Origin of the sequence: Collinsella aerofaciens (genome assembly GCF_015670795.1) — a bacterium.
Classification (GTDB): Bacteria; Actinomycetota; Coriobacteriia; order Coriobacteriales; family Coriobacteriaceae; genus Collinsella; species Collinsella aerofaciens_Q.
The window spans coordinates 40,642-66,670 of sequence record NZ_JADPCJ010000010.1 but is presented as its reverse complement, the minus strand read 5'-3'; the positions used below and the strand labels follow the sequence as shown (position 1 = coordinate 66,670).

Here is a 26,029-nt window from a genome sequence, read left to right as displayed (position 1 = left end):
TCACCATTGTCGGCCTAATCCGCGGTCTTTCATGCAGCAGGGGCTCTCAATGTTTTTATGTCCTGCTCATATCGTCTCTGCCGGCAGTTAAGGAACGTCCCTAAGTGCCGGGTTTTGAGGAGGTTGGCATGCTCAATGCGATGATTTGGGCGCTTGCCTGTTTTGGTGTTGTTGCTGCCGATATTGCCCTGAGCATGGTTCTGTTTTCAGTTCTCGATGCCGTGTCGGTGCTGACGGGCTATCCGATCGACAATCTCGATATCCAATGGTTCCAGGCTGCCGCTCAGACGGCGTCATTTTTGATGGCGCTGCTGTGGTGGCGCTATCTGTGGCCCCGCTCCTTCATGGCGCGCCGGCAAGGCGAACGCCCACTCGGCGGGGGAGCAGGCGCGGCATGGAAGCGCATTGCCTGCGTTGTCGTGATCGGCCTATCCATGCAGGTGGTCATTAGCTACCTATGCGACGGCGTACTGTCGCTGCTGCCCGAGGTCGCGGCAGACTATAGCGAGCTCGTCGAGGAGACGGGCATGGGCGATACCAGCCTTCTTGCTGTCTTGACCACAGTGCTCGGCGCTCCGTTTTGCGAAGAGCTCCTGGTGCGCGGCATCATCTTTGAGTTTTCGCTGCGTGCGTTTAATCCACAGTGCCGTTCGTTCTGGAAGCGCCGGCGCCGCGCGAACGCGCAGGACGGCGCCATAGTGCCCTGGGCGGCCCCGAGTACCTGGGGCGTCGCCGCGGCAATCGTGCTGCAGGCGGCGGTCTTCGGCTTTATGCACATGAACTGGGTGCAGGGCTGCTACGCGGGCGCTGCCGGCCTCATTTTTGGTTGGGTACTCGTGACCACCGGAAAGCTTCGCTACACGATTCTGCTGCACTTTGCGTTTAATGCCGGGTCGTATCTCATGGGGCTGCTGTGGTTTGTGGGCACACCGCTCGACGTTGTGGTCACGGTTGGCATCGCCGGCTTTGTGCTGGTAGAGGCGATGCGCTCGCTGCTTCGATTGCGCATTCCCGTGTCGCGCGAAGCTGATCGGTCTGAGTAATAACGCCTTTAATTAGACCGATGCGTCCTGAACGCACCTGGCGTTTCGCCGAATGCTTCTTTAAATTTTGAGTAAAAGAATGACATGTTGGAGATGCCGACTTTTCGGGCTACATACTGCACGCTGCGCTCGGTGTTATTGAGAAGATATGCCGCCTCTGTGAGCTGCTGGTTGAGCTTGATTTGCGAAAACGTTTTGCCGGTTTTTTGCTTGATCAAGCTGCTGAGATAGCTGGTGCTATAACCCGTATCGCTCGCAATGCTTTCGAGTGTGCAGTCGCCGTAGCTTCGCTCAATATGATTCAGAATCGACACGATGCGTTCGTCCGACATGATCGCCTGGTTATCAGTTGCGGAGCGTCGGTACAGTCCTCGAATGAGAACAAGGAATAGGCTGACGGCGAGGTGCCTCATGAGTTCATTGGAATAGGCATCTTTAAAGTGATATTCGATAAAGAGCATCTCGATGAGGCGTCGCGCATGTCGGGCGTATTCCTCTGGAAGAATGAGATATTTTCGGGCCTCGCGGTTTTTGGACACAAAATCAAATAGAAGATTCGTTAATGGTGACGCGCCGGGTAGCTGGCTCAGGAACAACGAATCGAACATTTCTTTTTTGAAGACGATCGAAATGACGATATCATGCTCGCCCTTAACGTATGGAACGCTTCTGACTACGCCGGTGTTGCAAATGAGCACATCACCCTTTTTAAGGAGCAGTGACCGTCCGTTGACGATAAACGTGCAGACGCCGTCGTACACGTAGTTAAGCTCCATATCCCGATTGATATGAGGAGGAATATCGGTAAAGCGCGACTCCTTGATAAGGCCCACGGGGTTTTCGTCGAGAGTTTCTTTCCAATCAAACAGATAGACCTCTTCGCCGTTAATGGTTGTGGTTTCCACCCTGTTATATCGCGGGCTGAGCTCTCCCGGATGTGTGCGATGCCACTCTTCGGTCTCGGTATGCGTATAGAGCAGCTGTTTGAGATTCGAATCCATGGGGTGTTCCAAGGGTGAACGGTAGAATCGATGCCTTAAACGGTATTATATCTAAAAAAATGTTATAAACAAACGCTTTCTATGCGATATCTTATGCATCTTGTTCTTCCTAGTATTGGGTTATCCGCTGGAGCATCCGATCAAGGAGGGCAAATGAGTAAGTTAAAACATGGGTTTGACTCCGACTTTTTATGGGGCGGAGCCATATCGTGCTCGCAGGCCGATGGCGCCTGGAATGAGGGCGGAAAGGGAAAGTCGACGCAGGATTGTCGATGGCTGGATGGTACCTGGACTCATGACCAGATTGAGGACAAGCATCAAAACAACCCCTTCTGCCATGACGAACTAATGAACGCTCTCGCAGATGATGGTGTTGAGTTCTACCCGTTTAGGCGCGGTAACGACTTCTATCATCACTACCGTGAGGACATCGCGCTTTTTGCGGAGATGGGCCTCAAGCTGTTCCGCACTTCTATTTGCTGGAGCCGAATCTATCCTAACGGAGATGATCTTGAGCCTAACCGCGAAGGCATCGAGTGGTATCGAAGCATGCTGGGTGAGTGCAAAAAGCACGGCATTAAAACCTTCGTCACCATGCTCCACTATGACATCCCGGTAAATCTTGTCACCACATATGGGGGATGGAAGAATCGCAAGACGATTGATTTCTTCGCCCGCTATGTCGAGACAATCGTTACGGAATTGGGCGATCTGGTCGATTTCTGGCTGCCTTTTAACGAGTTCAATGCAGCGCGTTTTTCGCCTTGGGACGGGGTCTGTCTGGTCAAAGACGAAGAGGGGGAGAACTTCGATCGAGCCATCTTCCAGTGCCTGCACCACGAGTTCGTTGCCAATGCGCGTGCCGTCGAGATTGTCCATCGTCTTTCGCCCGATACTCCCGTTGGCGGCATGATCGCTCGATTCTGTACGTATCCCGCCACCTGCCGTCCCGAAGATAACATGCAGGCTATTCACGACGACCAGTATTCCAACTGGTTCTATACGGACGTGATGGCTCGTGGAAAATACCCCGCTTATATGAATCGCTATTTCGATGCGTGTGATATCGAGATTCAAATGGAACCGGGCGATGAAGAGCTCATCGCTCGCAACACGGTCGACTTCCTGGCCTTTTCGTACTACTTTTCCCAGGTATCCACCTGCGATCAGGGATGGGAGAAGACTGCGGGTAATCTGGTCATGGCAAACAAGAACCCTTATCTCGAGACGAGTGAGTGGGGCTGGCAGCTCGATCCCATTGGCCTGAGGGTTACCCTTAACCAGATGTATGACCGCTATGGGCTGCCTCTGTATATCGCCGAGAACGGCCTCGGTACATCTGATGTAGTCGAGGAGGATGGCAGCATCCACGACGAGTATCGAATCGATTATTTGCGCCAGCACATAAAGTGCCTTAAAGAAGCGGTGATCGATGGCGTTGACGTGCGCGGATACATGATCTGGGGATTCATTGACCTTGTTGCCTGCGGTCCTCTTACGATGGACAAGCGCTACGGGCTTATCTATGTCGATCTGGATAATTGCGGCAACGGCACTGCGGAGCGCTCGCGTAAAGACTCTTTCTATTGGTATCAGAAATGTATCGCCACTAATGGCGAGGATCTTGGGTAGGAGTGATTGTCGTGGCAGACAAGAAGGAACTGGCCGCTCGTGTCCTCGAGCTCGTGGGCGGCGCCGATAACGTTGTTATGGCAACGCACTGCATTACAAGGCTCAGATTCAACCTGAAGGACGATAGCAAGGCAGACCTGGAGGCCCTTAAGACGCTTGACGGCGCCTTGGGCGCGCAGGTTAAAGACGGACAGTGGCAAGTTATCATCGGCGCCAGCGTGGGGTCGGTATATGACGAATTGGAGCCCATGCTAGGTGACAGGATGGGTGGCGAGGTCTCCGCCGACGCCGAGCAGCCTGAGCTCCAAAAAGGTTCGGCTCGCGTATTCGATATCATCACCGGCATCTTTTCCGCTATCATTCCCGCACTGGTGGCGGGAGGCATCGTAAAGGGCATCCTGGCTGCTATCGCGGCTTTTGGAATCGACACGGGTGCCGGCGACTTTGCGATATTCAATATGATTTCGGATATCCCGTTCTACTTCTTGCCGTTTTTGCTGGCAATGTCTACAGCTGATAAGTTCCGGGTCAACCGTTCGCTTGCGCTTTGTGTTGCCGGATCGCTGATGTACCCGACCATTGTCAACGCTGTCGGTACGGGCGAGACGCCCCTTGCGCTGTTCGGTTTTGCGGTGCCGATTTTTAGCTACGCCGATTCCGTGTTCCCGGTTATCTTTGGCGTCATTGGCTTGTCTTTTGTATATCGTGCAATCGACAAAGTCGTGCCGGATCTTTTTAAGCTCGTTGTCGTTCCGGCGCTCTCCCTTGCTATCGTGATTCCCGTCAACCTGTTTGTGCTCGCTCCGATTGGTGCCTGGTGCGGTCTTGGTCTTGCCAACGGTATCGTTTGGCTATTCTCGACGTTAGGCCCCGTTGCCGGTTTTCTGCTGGGCTTCTTTATGCCGCTTATCGTGCTCTTCGGCATGCATCAGTCAACGAGCCCTATCCAGATTTCCAATATCGCAACGCTTGGGTATGACTATCTGCTCCCGATCTCTTTCTGTCATAACCTCGCCGAAAGCGGTGCGTCTTTTGGTGCAGCCCTGCGCATGACCGACGAAAAGCTCAAGTCCGCTGCAATGACGTGCGCCTTCTCAGCATTTATGGGAATTTCCGAGCCCGCCTTGTTTACCGTTCAGGTTCCTAACAGGACTCCGCTTATCGCTGCGATGATTGCGGATGGCATTGGCGGTGCGCTTACCGTTGTTCTCGGCGCAAAGTGCTTCGGCTTTGTTATGCCCGGCATTACCTCGTTGCCCGTTTATGCCGATCCAAGCGGCAATCCCATGAACCTGATCATGATTATCGTCTGCATCGCTTTGACTTGGGTTATCTCTGCGGCGCTCTCGTTTGCGCTCTATGGTCGTTTCGACAAAAAGTAACGACGTTTTGAGATAGACAATATTAATCGGCCGCTCGCCGGGGAATCGTTCTGCGACGCCCCAGCGAGCGGCATTTTATTGGTGGGGCGTGTCGTGTCGCCAACGGCGGCATGCCGCCTCGCCGCGCTAGTTGCGTCTGCCGCCTCCGTTGGCGCCCTGACGCCCCTGTGCCGCGCGATTGCGACCGGCAGTGTTCTGCGCGCGGGACATACCGCCGTGACCCTTGCTGCCCTTGGGCCCCTTGCCGGCGGCGCCACCGTGGGCCTTGCCGCCCTTCTTGCCGGTGCCATGCCCACCGCCGGCAGACGTCTCGCCCGGGCGTGGCGGCACGGGGCGAATCAGGCAATGCTTGGTATAGCCGATCAGATCACGACGCCCGGCCTTCTCTAGCGCCTCGCGCACCAGCTTGTAGTTCTCGGGCTTGCGATACTGGATGAGCGCGCGCTGCATGGCCTTCTCATGCGGGTCGCGCGCCACGTAGATCGGCTGCATGGTGCGCGGATCTACACCGGTGTAGTACATGCAGGTCGACATGGTGGACGGGGTGGGGTAGAAGTCCTGTACCTGCTCGGGCATGTAGCCCATGTCGCGCACGGCTTCGGCAAGGTCCACGGCTTCCTTCATGGTTGAACCAGGGTGGCTCGAGATCAGATACGGCACCACGTACTGCTTGAGTCCGTATTCGCGATTCAAGCGTTCAAATTTACGGCAGAATGCGTCGTAGACAGCTCGGCTCGGCTTGCCCATCACGGACAGCACCGCGTCGCTCACGTGCTCGGGCGCTACGCGCAGCTGGCCCGAGACATGGTGTTCCAGCAGCTCGCGTAAAAACTCGTCCGAGGCATCGGCCATGGTGTAGTCAAAACGGATGCCGCTGCGCACGAAGACCTTTTTGACGCCCGGCAGCTGGCGCAGGTCGCGCAACAGCTGCGTGTAGCCGCTTTCGTCGACCACCATGTTCTTGCACACGCTCGGCCACAGACAGCGCTTGTTCTTGCACACGCCGTGCTTGAGCTGCTTGTCGCAGGCGGGACGGCTAAAGTTGGCCGTCGGTCCGCCTACGTCGTTGATGTAGCCCTTAAACTCGGGATCGCGCGTGAGCAGCTCTGCCTCGCGCATGATCGAGTCGTGGCTGCGCATCTGCAACACGCGACCTTGGTGGAAGGTGAGGGCGCAAAACGAGCATTCACCAAAGCACCCGCGGTTGGAGCTGATTGAAAACTTGATCTCGGCAAAGGCCGGCACGCCGCCCGCGGCATCGTAGTCGGGATGCCAATCGCGTGCGTAGGGGAGCTCGGCCACCTCGTCCATCTCATCGGTCGTCAACGTCGCCGACGGCGGGTTCTGCACCACATAGACGCTGTTGGGATAGGGCTCTACCAGGCGATGTCCGGTGATGGGGTCCATATTCTGCTGTTGCACGTTAAAGCTGCGTGCGTAGTTGAGCTTGTCGGCGGTAAGGTCGTCCCAGCTGGGTAGCAGGTCGTAGTCGTAGACCTCGTCGAGCGAGCCTGTGCGGTAGACGGTGCCGTTGATATAGGTGATCTGATCGATGGGCAGCCCCGCGTCGAGCGCGTCGGCAATCTCGACAATCGCGTGCTCGCCCATGCCGTAGATGAGGATGTCGGCGCCCGAGTCGAGCAGCACCGAGCGCTTGAGCTTATCCTGCCAGTAGTCGTAGTGGGCCAGGCGGCGCAGGCTTGCCTCGATGCCGCCGATGATGATGGGGGCGTCCTTAAACGTCTGGCGGATGAGGTTGCCGTAGACCGTGACGGCTCGGTTGGGACGGCGCCCCTCCTCGCCACCGGGGGTATAGGCGTCGGTGTGGCGGCGGTGTTTGGTCACCGAATAGTGGTTGACCATGGAGTCCATGTTGCCGGCACTGACCAAAAAGCCCAGGCGCGGCTCGCCGAGCGCGGTAATGCTGGCGGGGTCGGTCCAGTCGGGCTGGCAGATGATGCCCACCTTGTAGCCGTGCGCGTCGAGTACGCGGCTGACGATGGCCATGCCAAAGCTGGGATGGTCCACGTAGGCGTCGCCGCAGATGTAGACAAAGTCGCACTGGTCCCAGCCACGCGCATCCATGTCGGCGCGGCTGACGGGGAGGAACTTATCGCGGCCCGGTCGCCAGGGGCGGGCGGGCGTCGCTTGGGAATGCTTGGTGCGGGCGACCGTGGCCTGCGCCTTACCGCCGCGCTTTTGCTGCTGGCCCTGTTTGCCCTGCTGACTGCGCTGGTTGTTCTGAGCGTGCTGAGGCTTTTTTGCCACGATCCCTCCCGGTGTTTGTATGCTGCACGTAATTGTAACCAGTCTTTTTGGGACGGGGCTAAAAAGACTGGGGGAGTACATGAGCTGGGGATCGGCGCGTCGATGCGGGGATCGTTTGTTTCCAGGCTGTGTATCTGCGCGTTGGAGAACCCGTCTCGCGCGCACGCCATGTTGTCAATGGGTTACAGTATGAACGGCGGCTATGTTTCCGCCAACGCACGAGAGAGTCGTCAACAAGGAGGATGCACGACGATGCAGCGTGCCAAACAGATATCGGAGTCTATTGAGCTGGGCATCATCTTGGCGCTCGCCGGTGGCTTTATGGACGTCTATTCGTACATTGGGCGCGATCATGTTTTCGCCAACGCGCAGACAGGCAACATCCTGCTCGTGGGCGTGAGCATCTCGGAGGGCAACTGGGCACTTGCGGGACGCTACTTCTTCCCCGTGGTGTCGTTTGCCGTGGGCATTATGCTTGCCGACCTGGTGCATGAGCGGTTTGGCAGCGTGATTCACTGGCGCCAGGTAACGGTGTTCTTTGAAGCCGTCATCTTGCTGGGCGTGAGCTTTATCCCGGGCGGCAATTTCAACCTGCTCGCCAACTGCCTCACCTCGTTTGCCTGCGGCATGCAGGTCGAGAGCTTCCGCAAGATCCACGGTCACGGCATCGCTACGACCATGTGCATCGGCAACTTGCGCAACGCGCTGCAAAACGTGGACGATTACATCATCACCCACAGGCGCGGCTTTTTGGAAAACGGCCTGCTGTACTTTGGCGTGATCTTTACCTTTGTGTTTGGCGCCGTGTTGGGCAACTGGTGTATTGAGCGCATGGGCCTGCACGCCATCGTCGTGGCGAGCTTGCTGCTGTTTGTCGCGTTTGCCGTCATGTTCATCGACCGCGAGCGCGACTTGCGCTTACGCTGGAAGGTTGCGGCCGAGGCTTGGAAAGAGGGCTGCCGAAAGTAACCGAATGCGGCAAAGGGGCTGTCCCTTTGCCGCAATATTTTTCATCGTCTGTTGAAACGCTTTAAATAGTTTGACGTTCTCACGCGTTTTTTGTTTCAAAAGCGTTAGGATGGGACTCATAGCGTGGGGCGTAATGGATGCCCCGCACACGATGGGAGGCTATCAATGGCTAATCGTTTCGTTCTCAATACCATCTCTTATCATGGTTCCGGCGCCATCAAGGAGATCCCCGGCGAGCTCCAGCGTCGCGGCTACAAGAAGATCTTCGTCTGCTCCGACCCCGATCTGGTCAAGTTTGGCGTTACCGCTAAGGTGACCGACGAGCTCGACGCCGCCGGCATCGCTTGGAGCCTCTACTCCGAGATCAAGCCCAACCCCACGATTCAGAACGTCAAGGACGGCGTCGAGGCCTTCAAGGCCGCCGAGGCTGACGCTATCGTGACCATCGGTGGCGGCTCCTCCATGGACACCGCCAAGGCCATCGGCATCATCATCAACAACCCCGAGTTCGCCGATGTCCGCAGCCTCGAGGGCGTTGCTCCCACTAAGAACCACGCCGTGTTCACCATCGCCGTGCCGACGACCGCCGGTACCGCTGCCGAGGTGACCATCAACTACGTCATCACCGACCCCGAGAAGGTCCGCAAGTTCGTGTGCGTCGACACCAACGACGCCCCCGAGGTTGCCGTCGTCGATCCTGACATGATGGCTTCCATGCCCGCCGGCCTGACCGCTTCCACTGGTATGGACGCTCTGACCCACGCCATCGAGGGCTACACCACCAAGGGTGCTTGGGAGCTCTCTGACATGTTCCACTTTGAGGCTATTAAGCTGATCAGCGAGAACCTGCGTGACTCCGTCGCCGAGGCCAAGTCCGGCCAGCCCGGCTCCGGCCGCGAGGGCATGGCCCTTGGCCAGTATGTCGCCGGCATGGGCTTCTCCAACGTTGGCCTGGGCATCGACCACGCAATGGCTCACACCCTGTCTGCTCACTACGACACCCCGCACGGCGTCGCTTGCGCCATGCTGCTGCCGATCGCCATGGAGTTCAACAAGCCGGTTTGCGCTGAGCGCCTGGCCAAGGTTGCCCTTGCCATGGGTGTTGACACCACGGGCATGAGCACCGACGAGGCTGCCGACGCCGCTATCGCCGCCGTCAAGCAGCTTTCCGCCGACGTGAATATCCCGCACGTCTGCGAGGCTATGAAGGCCGACGAGATCGAGGTTCTGGCCAAGGACGCCATGGCCGACGCCTGCTTCCCGGGTAACCCGCGCGAGGCAACGCTCGACGACGTCATCGAGCTCTTCAAGAAGATCTGCCCGGCTGCCTAACTTGGTTCGGCGGGCCCCGCCCGTTAGCCCCAGAATCGTCCTCGGACATGTCGGAGGCCCCGCTGCGCACTTCGTGCGGCGGGGCCTCCTTCTGTCCTGCGGAAAGATTCTGGGGCTAACGGGCAGGGGCCCGCCGGCTCGTTATCGTGGCGGGCGCTGCTCTGGGAAGCTCGACGGGTTGTCTCGCTAGGTAAATAACTGTGCGTGGTGGTATTGTTGCTGTGGGTTTAATTCGATATGAAAGGGTGACTTTGGTGTCCAAGATGGATTCTACGCTCTCCTATATTACTGACCAGCTGAAGGCGCTTACCTCGATTGCTTCGCCGACGGGCTATACCCGTGCGGCGACTGATTATCTGATGGAGACCCTGCGCGATATGGGGTTTGGGCCTGAGCGTTCTAATAAGGGTAACGTGCTCGTTGAACTTGGTGGCGAGGGTGAGCCGCTCGTACTGGCGAGCCATGTCGATACCCTGGGCGCCATGGTGCGCTCCATTAAGGACAATGGCCGCCTGCGTCCCACGACGCTTGGTGGGCATCAGTGGTCTACGGCCGATGGCGAGAACTGCACCGTTTATACGCGCGACGGCAATGTCTACACGGGCGTGGTCCTCAACACCGAGCCTTCGGCGCACGTGGCCGACGAGCCGGTCAAGACCATCGAGAAGAACATGGAGATCCTGCTCGACGAGAACGTCGACAGCAAGGACGACGTGCTTGAGCTGGGTATTCAGACCGGCGACATCATCGCTATGGATCCGCGTACCACGGTGACGGAGAGCGGCTACATTAAGAGCCGCTTCCTGGATGACAAGCTTTCGGCCGCCATTTTGCTGGGCTTGGCGCGTGCCGTCGCCGCTGGCGAGGTGACGCTTTCGCGTAAGGTTTCGCTGCTCTTTACCGTGTACGAGGAGGTCGGCCATGGCGGTGCCTTCGTGCCGGCCGACACGCGCGAGATGATCAGCGTTGACATGGGCTGCGTGGGCGACGACCTGGGCTGCACCGAGCGCATGGTGTCGATTTGCGCCAAGGATTCGGGTGGTCCGTACAACTACGACCTGGTGACCACGCTGTCCAATATCGCGCGCGAGCTTGAACTTGACTACGCCATCGACGTGTACCCGCACTACGGCTCGGACGTTGAGGCCACGCTCTCTGCCGGCTACGACATCCGTCACGGCCTGATCGGCCCCGGCGTGTATGCGAGCCACAACTACGAGCGCAGCCACATGGACGGCGTGCGCAACACCTACGAGCTCGTCCGCGCCTACGTACAGCGCTAGCGATGCAGCGGCCTCGGCTGATACGGCAGTACCGACCGAGGCCGTCCTCTCTAAGTTGCGGTGAAATAGGGACTGTTTGGCGGTTTTAAACGCTTAAACAGTCCCTATTTCACCGCAATTTATGAAGGGGATGGGGCTACTTAAGTGCGCCGGTCACCGTGCCGCCGCCGAGGACGATGTCGCCGTGGTAGACTACAACGGCCTGGCCGGGGGCGATGGCTCGCTGCGGCTCGTCAAAAGTCAGCAGCATTTGCCCGTCTTCGCCGCGCGTAAGGGTCGCTGCTTGGTCTTTCTGACGGTAACGGTACTTGACGCCCACGCGAATGCCGCCGGCATCGAGTTCTGCCTCCATGCGGTCGGCAGGGGCACTCCAGATCCAGTCGTTGGCCGTGAGCGCTGTGGCCGTTAGGTCCTCGGCCTCGCCCAGATGCACGGTGCTGCTGTCGGCGTCGACGCCCGTTACGTACACGGGATGCGCCATCGCGACGCCCAGGCCCTTGCGCTGGCCGATGGTGTAGCGCAGCGCACCGTTGTGGCGCCCGACCACGCTGCCGTCGCGCCACACAATGTCGCCCGGTGCAGCGGGATGTCCGCAGCGGCGCTCGATATAGCCCGCGTAGTCACCGTCTGGAATAAAGCAGATGTCCTCGCTTTCGGCCTTCTTGGCGTTGGTAAAGCCCTGCTCGGCGGCAATGCGGCGCACGTCGCGCTCTTTGTCCAGCCCAGCCAGCGGAAAGATCGTGTGCGCCAGGCGTTCCTGCGTAAGCGAATACAAAAAGTAACTCTGGTCCTTTTTGGGGTCCTCGCCGCGGTACAGCTGCCAGGTTCCGTCGGACGCCTGGCTCGTTTTGGCGTAGTGGCCCGTGGCGATGTAGTCGCAGCCCATATCCAGCGCCGCATCCAGCAATGCGCCAAACTTAATGTGGCGGTTGCAGATGATGCATGGGTTGGGCGTCAGCCCCTCCTGATAGGCGGTCACGAAGCGCTCGATAACGTTGCGGTCGAAGGCCTGCTGCAGGTCGAGCACATGGTGGGGCATCCCCAGGCACTCGGCGACAGCCTTTGCATCGGCGATGTCGCGGTCGACCTTACTCATGCCCGTGACGGGATCGGGCGCGGGGCAGGTGAGGCGCATGGTGGCGCCGACGCATTCGTAGCCCTGGCTTTTGAGCAGGTACGCGGTCACGCTAGAATCGACGCCGCCGCTCATGGCGACGAGCACGCGCTTGTTGTGCATGGGGAGGTTCTCCTTGGTGGCATGTGGCCAAAAAAGAAAAGCGGCGCGGGAGGCTGGTTCCGCGCCGCAGACATTGTAGCAAGTTCGGACGTCTCGTGGGACACCCTAACGAGATGGGCTCAGGCAGCCAGAAGAGAGGATAGGCCGGCATGCCATGGGCCTATCGACAAGTGACGGGCCCTTAGTCCTGGAACAGTGCCGTGGACAGGTAGCGCTCGCCGGTGTCGGCAAGCAGGGCCACGATGGTCTTGCCCTCGTTTTCGGGGCGCTTGGCCAGCTGCAGCGCGGCCCACACGGCGGCACCGGACGAAATGCCCACGAGCACACCCTCCTTGTGGCCCACGGCGCGGCCGGTGGCAAAGGCGTCGTCGTTCTCGACGGGGATGATCTCGTCGTAGACCCGGGTGTCGAGGACGTCGGGCACAAAGCCGGCGCCGATGCCCTGGATCTTGTGCGGGCCGGCCTGGCCCTTGGAGAGCACCGGGGAGGTGGCGGGCTCGACGGCGACGACCTTAATCTCGGGGTTCTGCTCCTTGAGGAACTCGCCCACGCCGGTCACGGTACCACCGGTGCCGACGCCGGCGACGAAGATGTCGACCTTGCCGTCGGTGTCGTCCCAGATCTCGGGGCCGGTCGTGGCCTTGTGGATGGCGGGGTTGGCGGGGTTCACAAACTGGCCGGCGATGATGCTGTTGGGAGTCTCCTTCTGCAGTTCCTCTGCCTTGGCGATAGCGCCCTTCATGCCCTTGGAGCCGTCGGTGAGCACGAGCTGCGCACCGTATGCCTGCATCAGCTTGCGGCGCTCGACGGACATGGTCTCGGGCATGGTGATGATCACCTTGTAGCCGCGGGCGGCCGCCACCGAGGCGATGCCGACGCCGGTGTTGCCGCTCGTGGGCTCGATGATGGTGTAGTCGCCGCCGCGCACGAGCTTGCCTGCCTTCTCGGCCTCGTCAATCATGTTCTTGGCGACGCGGTCTTTAACTGACCCGGCGGGGTTGAAGTATTCGAGTTTGACGAGCACACGAGCCTTGAGGTCCTCGTCGGCCTCAAAATGAGTGAGCTCCAGGAGCGGGGTGTGGCCGATAAGCTGATCGATGGACGTGTAAACCTTGCTCATGGTGAACCTCCAAAGTGTTCAAGTTGCTGGTTGCCGTGTGGTTTCACGGTGCGTGTAGCAGCTAAACCCATAAACCTTATAGGTTGTTCGTTTAGCTGTTGGGAAGCATACTAGACACTAAAGCCTAGTAATGCAATAGGAAATAGAAGATTATTACGAGCTGATTAACCATCTTGACCGGAACGGGTATTTTCAAAACCAATTTTTCGGCTAGAATTTCTACGGACTAAATGACCGAAAGGCAGCACTATACATGTTGGTTTCTACAAAGGGCAGATATGCCCTGCGCGTTATGGTCGATCTGGCCGAGCACCAGGCGGCCGGTCGCATCCCGCTCAAAGAGATCGCGGCGCGACAGGGGATTTCCGAGAAATATCTCGAGAACATCTTGGCTACGCTCGTGCGCGCCAACATGCTTTCGGGCATGCGCGGCAAGGGCGGCGGCTACGTGCTCACGCGCCCGCCCGAGCAGTACACGGTGGGCGAGATCCTGCGCCTGACCGAGGGCAGTCTGGCACCGGTTGCATGCCTGGATGGCGACTGCAAGGGCTGCTCACGCTCGGATGAGTGCCCCACGCTCGACGTGTGGAAGAACCTGGACAAGCTCATCAACGACTACCTCGACGGTGTGACACTCGATCAACTTGTCGCTCCCAACCATGGCTACGACTACGTCATCTAACCCACACCTGCCATTTGGGGACGGGGTAGAAATGGTAGATTCTCTCGCCCTTTGAGACTTGACAAATAAGAAGGCCGCCCATTTTTGCGATGGGCGGCCTTCGTTTTGGGCTGTTGAGACGGGCACGGCCGGAATGGCCGTTTTAGTCCTCGGCGATGCTGTCGAGGATGCTGCGCGTGATGGATACCAGGATACTGCCCATAAAGGCCGATCCAAAGCTGGCGATGGAGATGCCCGCGCCCAGCAGATTGACCGACAGGTAGCTGGCCAGCTCGAGCATAAAGCTGTTGACTACGAGCTGAAAAACACCAAGCGTAATAATAGTGAGCGGCAGTGAGATGACGGTCAGGAACGGTTTGACGAACGAATCGACAATGTTCAGGAACAGTCCCACAAAGGCAAAGCAGACCCAGGTCTCGGCAAAGCCGAAGGGTTGGATACCGGGGACGAGGAACGTGGCGATCGCGATGGCGATCGAGGTGAAGAGCCAGTTAAGCATAAAGCGCATGGCGTGAATCCTTTCTTGCGCCGGGATTGCTGGCGTCGCGTGAAGTGGCTTACGGCGGCGACCTGGATGGTTGCGCGGGCGCGCCGCGGTGTTTGGGCGCCCATTGTCTCAAATATTCGTGGAGCTTACGTGCGCATATGGTTTCTAAACGGCGTTCGTCCTGAAAAACGCGCCGCTGGCAGAGAGTCTTGTCGCTTTAGTTTGGTGGTGTGCTACACTGCTACGGGCAAAAGCCACAGGCGTTGCCCTATTGCATAGAACGGGTGAACGATGCCCGATGTCAGTATCAACTTCGATGCCTTTTGGCGGGTTTGGCGGTGATCGATGAATATCGAGAACATGTTTGACAAGCCTGATGTCAAGCAGCTGGTCCACGCATTTAGCCTTTTGGACGACGAGAAGGATATCCAAGCGTTTTTGACCGATATCTGCACGCCGCGCGAGATTTGCGACCTTTCTCAGCGTTTGCAGGTTGCGCGCTATTTGGACGAGGGCGAGCCTTATGTTGAGGTTCAGGCCCGTACCGGCGCTTCGTCCACCACGGTGAGCCGCGTTTCAAAGGCGCTGAACGGCGAGTACGGTGGCTACCGCAAGATCCTCATTAAGTTGGAGGATGGCGAGTAGGCCAGCGACAACATTGAATTACGAAGAACCGTCCCTCCGGGGGCGGTTTTTATATGCCTGCAATCGGCTGGTGCGTTGGGTTCAGGTTGCTTTGTACCAAAAGATGGAACTGCGGTGGCAATGTGTCCGCTTGGGCGGGTAGGATGGATGCATTGATTATTGCGAACGGTTTGAGCGGAGGACCATGCCTGTTCGAATCTATACCACCAATGCCGGCACGGATTTGAGCGATGCCGAGTCGGCGCTGCTTGCCGACCTTATTGCCCGTCACGGGCGTGCCGTGTTGCTGGCACCAACGTTTGCCGAGCTCGATCTGTGCCGTCATGATGCGGCGGAAGCCGGCATTTCGCTGGGTATCGACTACAAGACACCCGCATCGTGGCTTCGCTCGCTTTGGGAGCTTTTGGGCGACGGGCGCGGTTTCGTCGACAACCTGCAACGTCAGATGCTGTTTTCGGATATGATTGCCCGCCGCGACGATGCCGACCTGCAGCCGCTTTCGCGTAGCCAGGGCACGGTGCGCATGCTCGCGCGCATGGCCCGCGATGTGCTGCCGGGTGTGGCGGGGACGACGGCCGAGCGATGCGGTGGCAACAATTGCCAGCCTGAGCCAAAAAGCGATGCCGAGGCTCGTGTGTTTGAGCTTTTGCGTGCCTACGCGGGCGGTTTGGACCGTCGAGATATGGTCGAGCCCTGCGAGGCAGCCGACATTATGGCCGGTGCCCTGGCCGATAGCCTGCCGGCGTGCGCCCGCGCCGTATGCGTGCGCGGTACCACGTCGTTTACGCACGGTCTACTCGAGCTGCTGTCTGCCGTGGCGAACAATGGGGGAGAGGTCGTCGTGCTGCTTGCCCGCGAGCAGGCGGCGATGCGCGAGGAGCTTGCCACGGCATTTGATGCCCGCGGTGTGCTGTTTGAGATCGCGCCGCTGGGGGAGGACGCCGTCGCGTCTGATGTCGCTTGCGGGGCCGCCGCTCAGCCTGCCTTTATTGAGGTCGCCGGCCCCCATGCCCGTGCTCATGTCTATGCGGACGCCATCGATAAGTTGGTGAAAGCGCACAAGGAGTCCAAGGCCGATAAAGCTACTGCAACGCCCGCCGACCCCGTGCGCGTGCTCGTCGTTTCTGCCCGGGCACCCCAGCTGTTCGGCGAGCTCGCCGCCCGTTTGGCGGCGCGTCACATTGCGGCCGAGACGACTGAGTTCACGGCGTTTTCCCAGTCCATCGCGGGCAGGCAGTTTACGGCGCTCGCCAACCTGATCGAGCGTATGAAAGCCGCCGACGAGGGCACCGCTTCCAAGACTGAGTGGTGGCCCGCGCCGGAGCTTACCGACTGGATCTACAGTCCGCTTTCGGGCGCTGATGCCGTCAATGCCCGTACCTTCGATAAGAATATGCGTCTCTCGCGCAGCAAGACTACCGCGGGCGTCAAGAGCCTGCTGCAGAGCGTTCAGGGCCAGGTGAGGGGCGCGCACAAGGCGACGAGCGACGATAACTGGTTTAAGAACGTACCGTGTGTGGTCTCGGACGTGTTCCAGGCGCTGTGGCGTGACAAGCCCGTGACGGCGCTTAAGGCCATGCTTGCCGTTGCAGAGGCGCTGCCCGATCGCGCTCTAGGCGGTCTTGACGGCCAGGCCCGTCGTCAGGCAGAGACGGCTTTGCTGCGCCATGCCATCGACATCCTTATGAACGATGCTCGCGCGCTCGACGTGTCGCAGGCCGCGACCGTGCCGGTTCTCGACGGCGTTCGAACTAAGGTGGACAAGCGCAGCACCGCTTACGATTACGAGACCTACGAGGTCGATCGCACGCCACGGGCGCAAGTGCGCTTCGTGTCGCTTGCCGATGCGTCGGTTTTGCGTCCTGGCGGCTACGATGCCGTGCTGTTTGCCGATGTCGACCTGGACAGCTATCCGCTTTCGCACGAAGAGGGCCCGCTTGCCACATTGACGGCCGAGCTGCGCCGCGACGGCGTGTCTTTGGAGCCCGCCGCCCTGTTGCGCGTGCGCTTTGGCCGTGCGATGCAGGCGGCGAGCGGTCCGGTCGCGCTTGCCCGCGTGACACACGATCGCCAGGCGCGCGAGTGCTACCCGGCAGCCGTATGGACCGAGCTGCGGGCACATGCCGAGGCCGCTGGCGCTGCCAAGCCCACGTGCGTGGGCGAGGGCGATATCATCGCCGACTTTGATCCCGCGGCAGGTGAAGGCCTCAAGCGCGAGCGCGTGACCTGTGAAGCCCCTCAGCATCTGAGTGCCGAGGCCGTGCCGTATTTGGTCCTGCGCCGTCGCGATGGCGAGGGTGAGGACGCGCCGCTCGTGCCGCGTCTGACGTCCGCCTCGCAGATCGAGGCCTATTCTACCTGCCCACTGTGCTGGTTCGTGTCGTATCGCGTCAAGCCCCAGTCGATCGACGCGGGCTTTGGCAACATGGAGAAGGGCAACTTTGTCCACGACGTGCTGGAGCATCTGCATGCCCGTCTGCCCCAAGAGGGCATGGAGCGCGTGACGCCCGAGAATCTGCCGCGTGCACAGGAGCTGCTGCACGAGGTCTTTGACGAGACGTTGGCCGAGCACGCCGGCAAGCGCGGCACGGAGGGCCCGCTGGTGCCGCTCTCTGCGGTGGAGGAACGCCAGGTGGCCGAGATCTTGCCGCAGCTGGAGGGTGTGCTTGCCTACGAGTCCGAGGCACTTGCCCCCTTTGCCCCGCGCTACCTGGAGTTCGCCTTCAACGAGCTCAAGGTCGAGTATGCCGGTTGGCCGCTTGGCGGGCGCATCGACCGCGTGGACGTGGACGCCGAGAATCGTGCCGTGGTGATCGACTACAAGCATCGCACGGGCGTTGAGGAGTTTAAGCTCGCCGACCCCACGGTGCGTGACGAGGAATCGGGCACGGCGCCCATCGACGATCCGCGCTGGTTGCCACCACATACCCAGACGCTCATCTACGCCCAGGCCATGCGCCGAGCGCTGGATTTGGACACCCGCGCGGCGCTCTACTTTTCGACCAAGGGCGGCAAACCGGCGTTGCGAGGCGCAGCGAGTGCCGAGCTGCTCGAGGAGGAGCGTGGTGACGGTCGCATCCCGGGCCTTAAGAAAGGTTTCCCCGGCGAGGGTGGCAGCATGGACTTCGACGCCCTGCTCGATCGCGTGGAGACCGGCATCGCCGAGCGTCTGCGCGAGCTCGAGGCGGGCAACGTTGCCGCCGTCGACCCGACGTCGGCTCAGGCCGCGCATGCGCGCTGCTCGTATAACCACGAAGGAACGTTTGTAAGGAGGGACGTGTAGACCATGGATCTTTCGACTTTGATGCCGCAACAGCTGCAGATCGTCAAAACGCTCGACCGTCCGCTGTTTGTCTCGGCGGGCGCCGGTTCGGGCAAGACCTTTACCCTCACGCGCCGCATCGTCTACGCACTCTCTCCCGAATCCGGTCCGTTCGTTGAGCATCTGGACCAGGTGCTCGCTATTACCTTTACCAAAGATGCCGCGGCCGAGATTCGTGACCGCGTGCGCCGCGCGCTCATCGACGAGGGCATGGACGAGGAAGCACTGACCGTCGACGACGCGTGGATCTCGACCATTCACGGCATGTGCTCGCGTATCCTGCGCGCGCACGCGCTGGAGCTGGGCATCGATCCCGAGTTCACAGTGCTCACCGATACCGACGAGCTCATGGATCAGGCTGTCGAGCATGTGCTGGGTCGCGCAACGGCGCCCGATGCCGCCCCCGAGCTCGCGGCATCGCTCAAGGCCCTCTACGCCTGGTATCCCATGGCGGGCGAGGGCGGTTCCTTTGGCGCCGGTACGACCATCAAGGGTCTGGTGCGCGACCTGCTGGAGCTGTCGAGTCAGTTGCCGGGCGGTATGGACGACGTGCGCGTGGCGCGCGGCCAGGCCGATACCTCTGCACTCGCCGATGCCTATCGCGCGGCGCTGGGCGCAAGCAAGGCCGCGACCGAGAAGGCGCAGGTGGCGCTCGATGCCATCGACGCGTTCGAGGCGAGCGGCAAGACCATGGTCGATGCGGCGCGACTCATGATGTCGTGCACCATGCCGCGCGCGAGCAAGGCATTCCCCAAGGAGCAGGTCGAGCTGCTCAAGGCCGAGGCCGCCGATGCGTTTATCAATATCGTGCTTGCCTGCGGTGGCCCGGCGCTCGATGCGCTGGTGGGTCTGGCCCGTTCCGTCGAGGCCGAGTATCGCGCATTGAAGGCTGCCCAGTCCGCCCTCGATAATAACGACCTGCTGCGTATGGCCTACGAGGCCCTGCGCGATTACCCTGCCATCCGTGCTGCGTACGAGGGCCGCTTTAAGATGGTCATGATCGACGAGTTCCAGGACACCGACCAGATGCAGGTCGATTTGATTCGCTATCTGACGGGCGCGGGGGAGCGCGCGTTGTGCACCGTGGGCGATGCGCAGCAGTCGATCTACCGCTTCCGTGGCGCCGAGGTCGAGGTGTTCCGTCGTCAGGAGCGCAAGGTGGGCTCGTCTGCCGCGCCCGAGGCGACTGCCGTGGCCGATGCCCCTGCCGGCGAGCTCGTCAAACTCGTGCGCAACTTCCGCAGCCATGACGAGGTGCTGCGTTACGTGGCACGCGTCTTCGACGGCGATGACGGCGGCCTGATGCAGGGCTTTTTGGATCTTGAGGCGAGCGACGGCCGCAAGGACACGCTGGTGGCAGACGCTTCGCGTCGCCAGGCCCTCTTTGTTGCCGGCGGCAGTACGCAGGAACGCACGCAGGCCAAGGCCCGCGCGATCGCCGAGCGATTCCGCGCGCTTGCCGATGCCGGCCAGCCCCAGGGCGGCATGGTACTGCTACTGGGCCGCATGACCAACGCCGACGTCTACGCCCAGGCCTTCCGCGATCAGGGGCTCGACTGCGTGATCGCAGGCGGCTCGGTCTTTGCCCAGGCAGCCGAGGTGCAGACGGTGCGTGCCCTGGTCTGCGCGCTCGCCAATCCGGCCGATACGGCGCAGGGCCTTATGCCACTGCTCGCCTCGCCGATGTTTGCGCTCGGTGCCCAGGAGTTCCTGGCGCTGGCGACCAAGCTCGATAGCGAGACAGGGGAGACCTCGCGCCGGAATATCGACATGGGCATCATGAGCGATTTCGACGTGCCGGGTTTGCAAGACTTGCCGCTTGTGACGCGCGCCCGCGAGGTGCTGCGGTATGCGCTTCGTCGCGTGGGCCGCGATTCGTTCGCCGCCATCGCGCGCGACGTGGTCAACGCCTCCGGCTGGTTTGTGCGTCTGGGACAGCGCGGTCCCGAGGGCAAGGCCATTGCCGCCAACGTGCTCAAGGCGCTCGACGCCGTGGCTGAGGCTGAGGCCGAGTTCGGCAACTCGCCGCGTTCCATCGCGCTGGCCTTCGACCGCTTCTTGGCGGGCAAGGAAGCCCCGGGTGCCCTCAACGAGGAAGGCGACGGCGCGGTGCGCATCATGACGGTGCATGCCTCCAAGGGTCTGGAATATCCGGTCGTGGCGGTTGCCGAGTGCTTTGGCGTGCGTAAGTCCTCGGGTGCGGCACAGATGGGCCGCGTCGAGGGCGGAGCACAGGTCGTGGCACTGCCGGCACGCTTCGACGGCGTTAAGCTCGCCGACGGTACCTTTGTGAAGGGCGACGACGTCAAAAAGCAGTTTGAGCATGCGTTTAAGGGCAAGGGCACGTCGCTGTGGTTGCCGCCGGAGCTCATGGAGGATGTCTGCGCGACGGGTTCTCCCGCCGAGGCATTCGTTCGCCTGCGCAACGACGACCTGCAGCTTTCGCTCGAGGAGCGGGCTCGTCTGCTCTATGTCGCCATGACGCGTGCGCGCGAGCTGGTGATCTTGGCGATGGATACCGGCGTGAGCCGTGGCAAGCTGTGTGCGCCGACCTTCGATGTCGAGACGGATCTGACCTACGACGTGCTGCGCCGCATCCTGCCGACCGACAGTCTGGACATGCCGCAGCTCGATAGCGACCGTTTGGTGTTCGACAACTCCAAACCGGGCGACTACGAGCTCATTTCGCTCGCGGGCTTTACCTTTGGCGAGCAGGCGTTTGAGGCCAACGCTTCGTTGGATGCCGAAGGCAGGCTTGTTCGTGGCGATGCCGATACAGATGCTGCCGACGATTCGGCCAGTACAATCGTCCCCGGTCCTGCCGACCCCAAGCCCGATTCGTTTGAGCTTGTGTATCCCCGGGCAGTGGGCGTGCGCATGGGCATCTGTCCGTTTCCGGTGCGTGACTCGTATAGCTACTCGTCAATCGCCGCGGCGCTCCATGCCGAGACAGAAGACCGTGCCGCCGAGGCGCGTGTGCCCATGGACGAGTCCGGTGATGATGCGGAGTCGGATGGTTCCGAGATGACGGATGCAGACGTGGCCGCTGTTGAGCCCGCCGGCAACCCTATGGCGCTGGGCTCGGCGTTCCATGCCGCCTGCCAGTGGCTGATCGAGATGGGTTCCGATGCACTGCCCGCTGAGCGTGCCGATGCGCTGGCGCGCCTGTGGCGCCTGACGCCGGAGCAGCGCGAACGCTTCGACGTTGCCCTGGACCGCTGGCTCGAGTCGGCTGTTCGTGCCGACCTGCTCGCGTGGCCGTGCGTTCGTGCCGAAGTGCCGTTCTTCTCGCTGGGCTGCGAGGACGAGGACATCGCCCGCTACGGTGCATATGCCGAAGGCGCCATCGACGCTTTGGCGACCGACCCGGCCGATCCGTCACGCGCACTGGTCATCGATTACAAGACGGGTGGCACGTCGGATGAGACGCCGGACCAGCTGCTCGAGAAGCACGCCCTGCAGGCGCGCGTCTACGCCGACGTGTTGCACAAGGCGGGCTTTGAGACGGTGACGGTCAAGTTCGTTCGCGTGGAGCAGGCGAATCCAGCCATCTTCGTCGAACCCGCCGAACCTCAAGTAGTCACCTACAATCTCTAGCCCTCAGATAACTTGCGGTGGAATACGGACTGTTTTGGCCAGAAAATCCGCCAATCAGTCCGTATTTCACCGCAACTGAGAGAGGGGAGGGGTGGGTAGTGCTGCCTGATCGTTCTGATCGCTAAAACCCGTGTTGGTTTGGCTAGGTTCGGGTGCTGTCCGTGCCGTGGGGTAAAATCGTTCAGTCAGAACACGAACCCGCATCGGAGCTCATCACATGGCATTCGTCCATCTGCACAACCACACTGTCTTTTCCATGCTCGACGGCGCAACCCGTATCCAGGATATGGTCAACCGTGCCGTTGAGCTGGGCATGCCCGCCGTGGCCATTACCGACCACGGCTACATGTATGGCGTGCCCGACCTGGCGCTGGCCTGCGACGCCGTCAACCACAACACGCCCGAGTACAAAACCTGGAGCCACGACAAGGCCTTCCTGGAAAAGGACCGCCGCGACGAGCTGGTGGAGCCCGATCCCGAGGAAAACCCGCGCGAGCATGCCCAGTATGTGAAGGACATGGCCATGTGGGACGAGAAGGGCAACATCGACGAGCTCAAGCCGCCCCTGGTCATCAAGCCCATCTTTGGCTGCGAGGTCTACTTTACGCCGGACGAGACCCTTGCTCGCGACCACAAGCCCGAGCTCTACCACATGATCCTTCTGGCCAAGGACCAGGAGGGCTACGTCAACCTGATGCAGACGGTTTCCGAGGCCGCCGTGCAGGGCTTTTACTACAAGCCGCGCGTGACGCTCGACAACCTGCGCCGCCACGCCAAGGGCATGATCTGCACGAGCGCCTGCATCGCGGGCATCATCCCCAAGTACATCGACCGCGGTGACATGGAGGGCGCCATCAAGTGGGCCGAGACCTTCCGTGACACCTTCGAGCCCGGCGACTTCTACATCGAGATCCAGGAACACGGCATCACCACCGACAACGGCCTGACCGACGAGCAGATGGACCGCACGCTCATCGACATCGCCAAGCAGGTGGGCGTCAAGGTCATCGCCACCAACGACTTCCACTACCTGCGCCGCGAGGACGCGCCCGTGCAGGACGTCATCATGTGCATTGGCATGAACGCCAAGGTCGACGACCCTAACCGCATGCGCATGACCGGCTCGGAGTTTTACATGAAGACCGAGGAGGAGATGCGGGCGATGTTCCCGTATTGCCCCGAGGCCTGCGACAACACGCTCGAGATCGCCGACAAGTGCTACGTTGAGCTGGACTGGGACTCCATCATCCTGCCGCGCTTCCCGTTGCTCGATCCCGGCGAGACGCACGAGAGCCAGTTCCGCCGCGAGTGCGAGAAGGGCCTGCGCCAGCACTACGGTGACGACTGGGCCACGCGCGAGATCGGCGGCGTCAACATCAAAGAGCGCTTTGAGTACGAATACAAGGTCATCTGCGACAAGGGCTTTGCCGCCTACTTTTTGATCGTTGCCGAGTACGTGCAATGGGCCAAGGACAACGGCATCGGCGTCGGCCCCGGCCGTGGCTCGGCCGCCGGCGCTATCGTCGCCTACGCCATGAACATCACCGCGTTCGACCCGCTCGAGAACGGCCTGATGTTCGAGAGGTTCCTGTCCCCGCAGCGTACCGAGATGCCCGATATCGATATGGACTTCGACGATGAGCGGCGCCTCGAGGTCGTGGAGCACGTTCGCCAGCTCTACGGCCCCGAGAAGGTTACCCACGTCATCACCTACTCGACCATTAAGGCCAAGCAGGCCATCAACGACGCCGCGCGCGTCCTGGACTACCCGGTCTACATGGGCCAGCGCCTGTCCAAGATGGTCTCGAGCGACCCCAAGGTCAAGCTCAAGCAGGTGCTCGAAAAGCAACCCGGCAAAGAGGATCTGTTTAACCCCGACTTTGCCGAGGCCTATAAAAAGGACGACGACGCCCGCCGCATCATCGACACGGCGCTCTCGATCGAGGGCCTTACCCGTGGCGAGGGCGTGCACGCGTGCGCCGTTCTGATTTGCCGCGACCCCGTCAACGAGCACGTGCCCACCAAGCTCGATACCAAGGGCGGCGTCGAGATTACCCAGTACGAGGGCCATACCGTTGCCGACATGGGCCTGCTCAAGATGGACTTCCTGGGTCTGCGTACGCTGACGGTTATCTCCAAGGCCAAGGCCAACATCAAAAAGAACTTCGGCATCGACATCAAAGAGGAAGAGATTCCCTTTGACGACCCCGAGATCTTTAAGCTCATGGGCTCCGGCCACACCGCCGGCGTCTTCCAGGTCGAGTCCGCCGGCATGACGGCCACGATCAAGAACATGAAGCCCACCGAGTACAAGCACGTCGTGGCATTGATCGCTCTGTACCGCCCGGGACCGCTGGGCGCCGGCATGGTTTCGTCCTATATCAACCGTATGAACGGCAAGGAACCGGCTGTCTCCTACGACGACCGTCTGGACGACATCCTGGGCGAAACCTACGGCACCATGGTCTATCAGGAGCAGGTTATGCTCATCTCCGTCGAGATGTGCGGCTTCTCCAAGGGCGAATCGGACTCGCGTATCCGTAAGCCCGTGGCTAAGAAAAAGATCAAGCTGCTCACGTCGACGGTGCTCCACTGGGAGGATGGCTCGGACGAGACCACCTACGACCACTGGATGAACGGCGCTATCAAGAACAACTACACGCGCGAGGTCGCCCAGAAGATTTGGGACGATGTTCTTGAGTTCGCGTCCTACGCCTTTAACAAGTCGCACTCCGCCGGCTACGCCATCCTGGTTATGCAGACGGCGTGGCTCAAGGCGCACTATCCGCACGAGTACATGGCGGCCGTTCTGACGTCCTATACGGGCAAGACCGACAAGATCGTTCACTACGTCTCGGCGTGCCGTCACGACGGCATCCCCGTGCTGTCGCCAGATGTCAACGAGTCCGGTACTGAGTTCACGGCTACCAAGGAGGGCGTGCGCTTTGGTCTGGCCGGCATCCGCGGCGTGGGCACCGGCGTGGCGCAGGCGATTATCGCCGAGCGCGAGGCGGGCGGTCCGTTTAAGACGCTGCACGACTTTGTCGAGCGCGTGGACTCGAGCCAGGCCAACCGCCGTGTGATCGAATCGCTCATCAAGGCAGGCGCCTTCGACTCCACGGGGTATCCGCGTCGCCAGATGATGCACTTTGTGGATAAGAACAACCCTGAGAACATCATCGATGCCGCGGTGAAGCGCCAGAAGGATCGTGCGAGCGGCCAGACGTCGTTCTTCGACATGTTTGGTGATGTTGAGGGCTCGGGCTTTGAGGTGAGCGTGCCCGATCCGGATGGCCAGGAGTGGGACCGCCACCTTAAGTTGAGCCAGGAGAAGGAGGTTCTGGGCATCTATGTCTCGGACCACCCGCTGCGCCCGTTTGAGTATGCGCTGGCCAAGGCACGCGACTTCTCGTTCTCGCAGATCGACACTGGCTACGAAGTTCAGAATCCTACGGGCGGTACCATCAACCAGGAGATTCCCGAGGGCAAGGCGCTGTGGTGGGCCGGCATGGTCTCGAGCGTGTCCAAGCGCGTGACCAAAAACGGCGACCCCATGGGCATCGTGCAGCTCGAAGACATGGAAGGCGAGGCCACGGTCGTGGTGTTCCCCAAGACCTACAAGGAGGCCGAGGGGTATCTGTATGGCGAGGTCGATCCCGAGACCGGCGCGCAGCTGTCCGACGCGTTTGTGCGCATTAAGGGCAAGCTCGAGCGCTCGGACCGCGGCGACCAGATCATCGCGCAGGAGATTGTGCCGCTGGAGCTTAGCGAGGAGAAAAACAAGCCCAAGGTCTTTGAGGTCATGGTGCCCAACAGCCGATTTAGCCAGGGCAATATGGCGCGCCTGGCCACGGTGCTCACCACCAACCCGGGCGGCGACCGCGTGGAGATCTTTATTGAGCAAGTCGACGGGCGCGTGCTGCGTGCTGAGGTGCCGGCCAAGGTCAATGCACGCTCGATTCCGCTGCTGGCAGAGGCAAAGGCCATCGTCGGCAACCAAGGCCGCGTGACGGTTATCTAAGCTACCCC

The 26,029-nt window shown here is 60.6% G+C and carries 15 protein-coding genes and 1 pseudogene; 11 read left to right on the top strand and 5 right to left on the bottom strand.

Going from position 1 to position 26,029, the window contains the following annotated elements; genetic code table 11:
* The first annotated feature begins 128 nt into the window (after positions 1 to 128).
* Positions 129 to 1,043 (top strand): CPBP family intramembrane glutamic endopeptidase, encoded by a 915-nt coding sequence (locus I4W09_RS04655; RefSeq protein WP_196032346.1) that lies wholly within the window; start codon positions 129 to 131, stop codon positions 1,041 to 1,043.
* Positions 1,044 to 1,051: 8 nt separating this feature from the next.
* On the opposite strand, the gene I4W09_RS04650 is transcribed toward I4W09_RS04655, so the two are convergent.
* Positions 1,052 to 2,044, bottom strand: a complete 993-nt coding sequence (locus I4W09_RS04650; protein WP_196032343.1) for a helix-turn-helix transcriptional regulator — start codon at positions 2,042 to 2,044, stop codon at positions 1,052 to 1,054.
* A gap of 153 nt (positions 2,045 to 2,197) precedes the next feature.
* Here I4W09_RS04650 and I4W09_RS04645 point away from each other — a divergent pair, with 153 nt between their 5' ends.
* Together I4W09_RS04645 and I4W09_RS04640 are read left to right on the top strand one after the other, a co-directional pair.
* Positions 2,198 to 3,676, top strand: coding sequence for a family 1 glycosylhydrolase (locus I4W09_RS04645; RefSeq protein ID WP_035137362.1), 1,479 nt, complete (start codon positions 2,198 to 2,200; stop codon positions 3,674 to 3,676).
* An 11-nt stretch (positions 3,677 to 3,687) separates the two neighbouring features.
* Positions 3,688 to 5,058 (top strand): PTS transporter subunit EIIC, encoded by a 1,371-nt coding sequence (locus tag I4W09_RS04640; RefSeq protein WP_196032340.1) that lies wholly within the window; start codon positions 3,688 to 3,690, stop codon positions 5,056 to 5,058.
* A 126-nt stretch (positions 5,059 to 5,184) separates the two neighbouring features.
* Here I4W09_RS04640 and I4W09_RS04635 read toward each other — a convergent pair whose 3' ends face one another.
* Positions 5,185 to 7,326, bottom strand: a complete 2,142-nt coding sequence (locus I4W09_RS04635) for a YgiQ family radical SAM protein (protein ID WP_271756759.1) — start codon at positions 7,324 to 7,326, stop codon at positions 5,185 to 5,187.
* A gap of 252 nt (positions 7,327 to 7,578) precedes the next feature.
* On the opposite strand from I4W09_RS04635, the gene I4W09_RS04630 reads away from it, so the two are divergent.
* From I4W09_RS04630 to I4W09_RS04620, 3 genes are all read left to right on the top strand, one after another.
* Entirely contained in the window at positions 7,579 to 8,295 is a 717-nt protein-coding gene (locus I4W09_RS04630; RefSeq protein WP_196032336.1) for a YoaK family protein, read from the top strand.
* A gap of 165 nt (positions 8,296 to 8,460) precedes the next feature.
* On the top strand, positions 8,461 to 9,627 hold the full coding sequence (gene fucO / locus I4W09_RS04625) for a lactaldehyde reductase (protein WP_195234670.1): 1,167 nt from the start codon (positions 8,461 to 8,463) through the stop codon (positions 9,625 to 9,627).
* A 263-nt stretch (positions 9,628 to 9,890) separates the two neighbouring features.
* Positions 9,891 to 10,910, top strand: coding sequence for a M42 family metallopeptidase (locus I4W09_RS04620; protein WP_196032355.1), 1,020 nt, complete (start codon positions 9,891 to 9,893; stop codon positions 10,908 to 10,910).
* A gap of 136 nt (positions 10,911 to 11,046) precedes the next feature.
* Here the strand turns inward: I4W09_RS04620 and mnmA are convergent.
* Both mnmA and cysK read right to left on the bottom strand, forming a co-directional pair.
* A pseudogene (mnmA, locus tag I4W09_RS04615) lies at positions 11,047 to 12,150 on the bottom strand (tRNA 2-thiouridine(34) synthase MnmA); the annotation flags it as partial.
* Between the two features lie 178 nt (positions 12,151 to 12,328).
* Positions 12,329 to 13,267: a cysteine synthase A gene (gene cysK, locus I4W09_RS04610; RefSeq protein ID WP_196032330.1), complete on the bottom strand. Its 939-nt coding sequence runs from the start codon at positions 13,265 to 13,267 to the stop codon at positions 12,329 to 12,331.
* Between the two features lie 253 nt (positions 13,268 to 13,520).
* Between cysK and I4W09_RS04605 the strand changes: the two genes are divergently transcribed.
* Positions 13,521 to 13,949 carry an RrF2 family transcriptional regulator gene (locus I4W09_RS04605; RefSeq protein ID WP_022094857.1) on the top strand — a complete coding sequence of 143 codons (429 nt, stop codon included), beginning with the start codon at positions 13,521 to 13,523 and terminating at the stop codon, positions 13,947 to 13,949.
* Between the two features lie 142 nt (positions 13,950 to 14,091).
* On the opposite strand, the gene I4W09_RS04600 is transcribed toward I4W09_RS04605, so the two are convergent.
* On the bottom strand, positions 14,092 to 14,457 hold the full coding sequence (locus I4W09_RS04600; protein ID WP_196032327.1) for a phage holin family protein: 366 nt from the start codon (positions 14,455 to 14,457) through the stop codon (positions 14,092 to 14,094).
* Positions 14,458 to 14,781: 324 nt separating this feature from the next.
* On the opposite strand from I4W09_RS04600, the gene I4W09_RS04595 reads away from it, so the two are divergent.
* From I4W09_RS04595 to dnaE, 4 genes are all read left to right on the top strand, one after another.
* Entirely contained in the window at positions 14,782 to 15,081 is a 300-nt protein-coding gene (locus I4W09_RS04595) for a YerC/YecD family TrpR-related protein (RefSeq protein ID WP_022094855.1), read from the top strand.
* A 184-nt stretch (positions 15,082 to 15,265) separates the two neighbouring features.
* Positions 15,266 to 18,364, top strand: a complete 3,099-nt coding sequence (locus I4W09_RS04590; protein ID WP_196032324.1) for a PD-(D/E)XK nuclease family protein — start codon at positions 15,266 to 15,268, stop codon at positions 18,362 to 18,364.
* A gap of 3 nt (positions 18,365 to 18,367) precedes the next feature.
* The gene (locus I4W09_RS04585; protein ID WP_196032321.1) at positions 18,368 to 22,000 is read left to right on the top strand and encodes a UvrD-helicase domain-containing protein; all 3,633 of its coding nucleotides are present in this window, start codon (positions 18,368 to 18,370) and stop codon (positions 21,998 to 22,000) included.
* Between the two features lie 217 nt (positions 22,001 to 22,217).
* Complete coding sequence (dnaE, locus tag I4W09_RS04580; protein WP_117769525.1) at positions 22,218 to 26,021, top strand: DNA polymerase III subunit alpha; 3,804 nt, start codon at positions 22,218 to 22,220, stop codon at positions 26,019 to 26,021.
* The last annotated feature ends 8 nt before the right edge of the window (positions 26,022 to 26,029 follow it).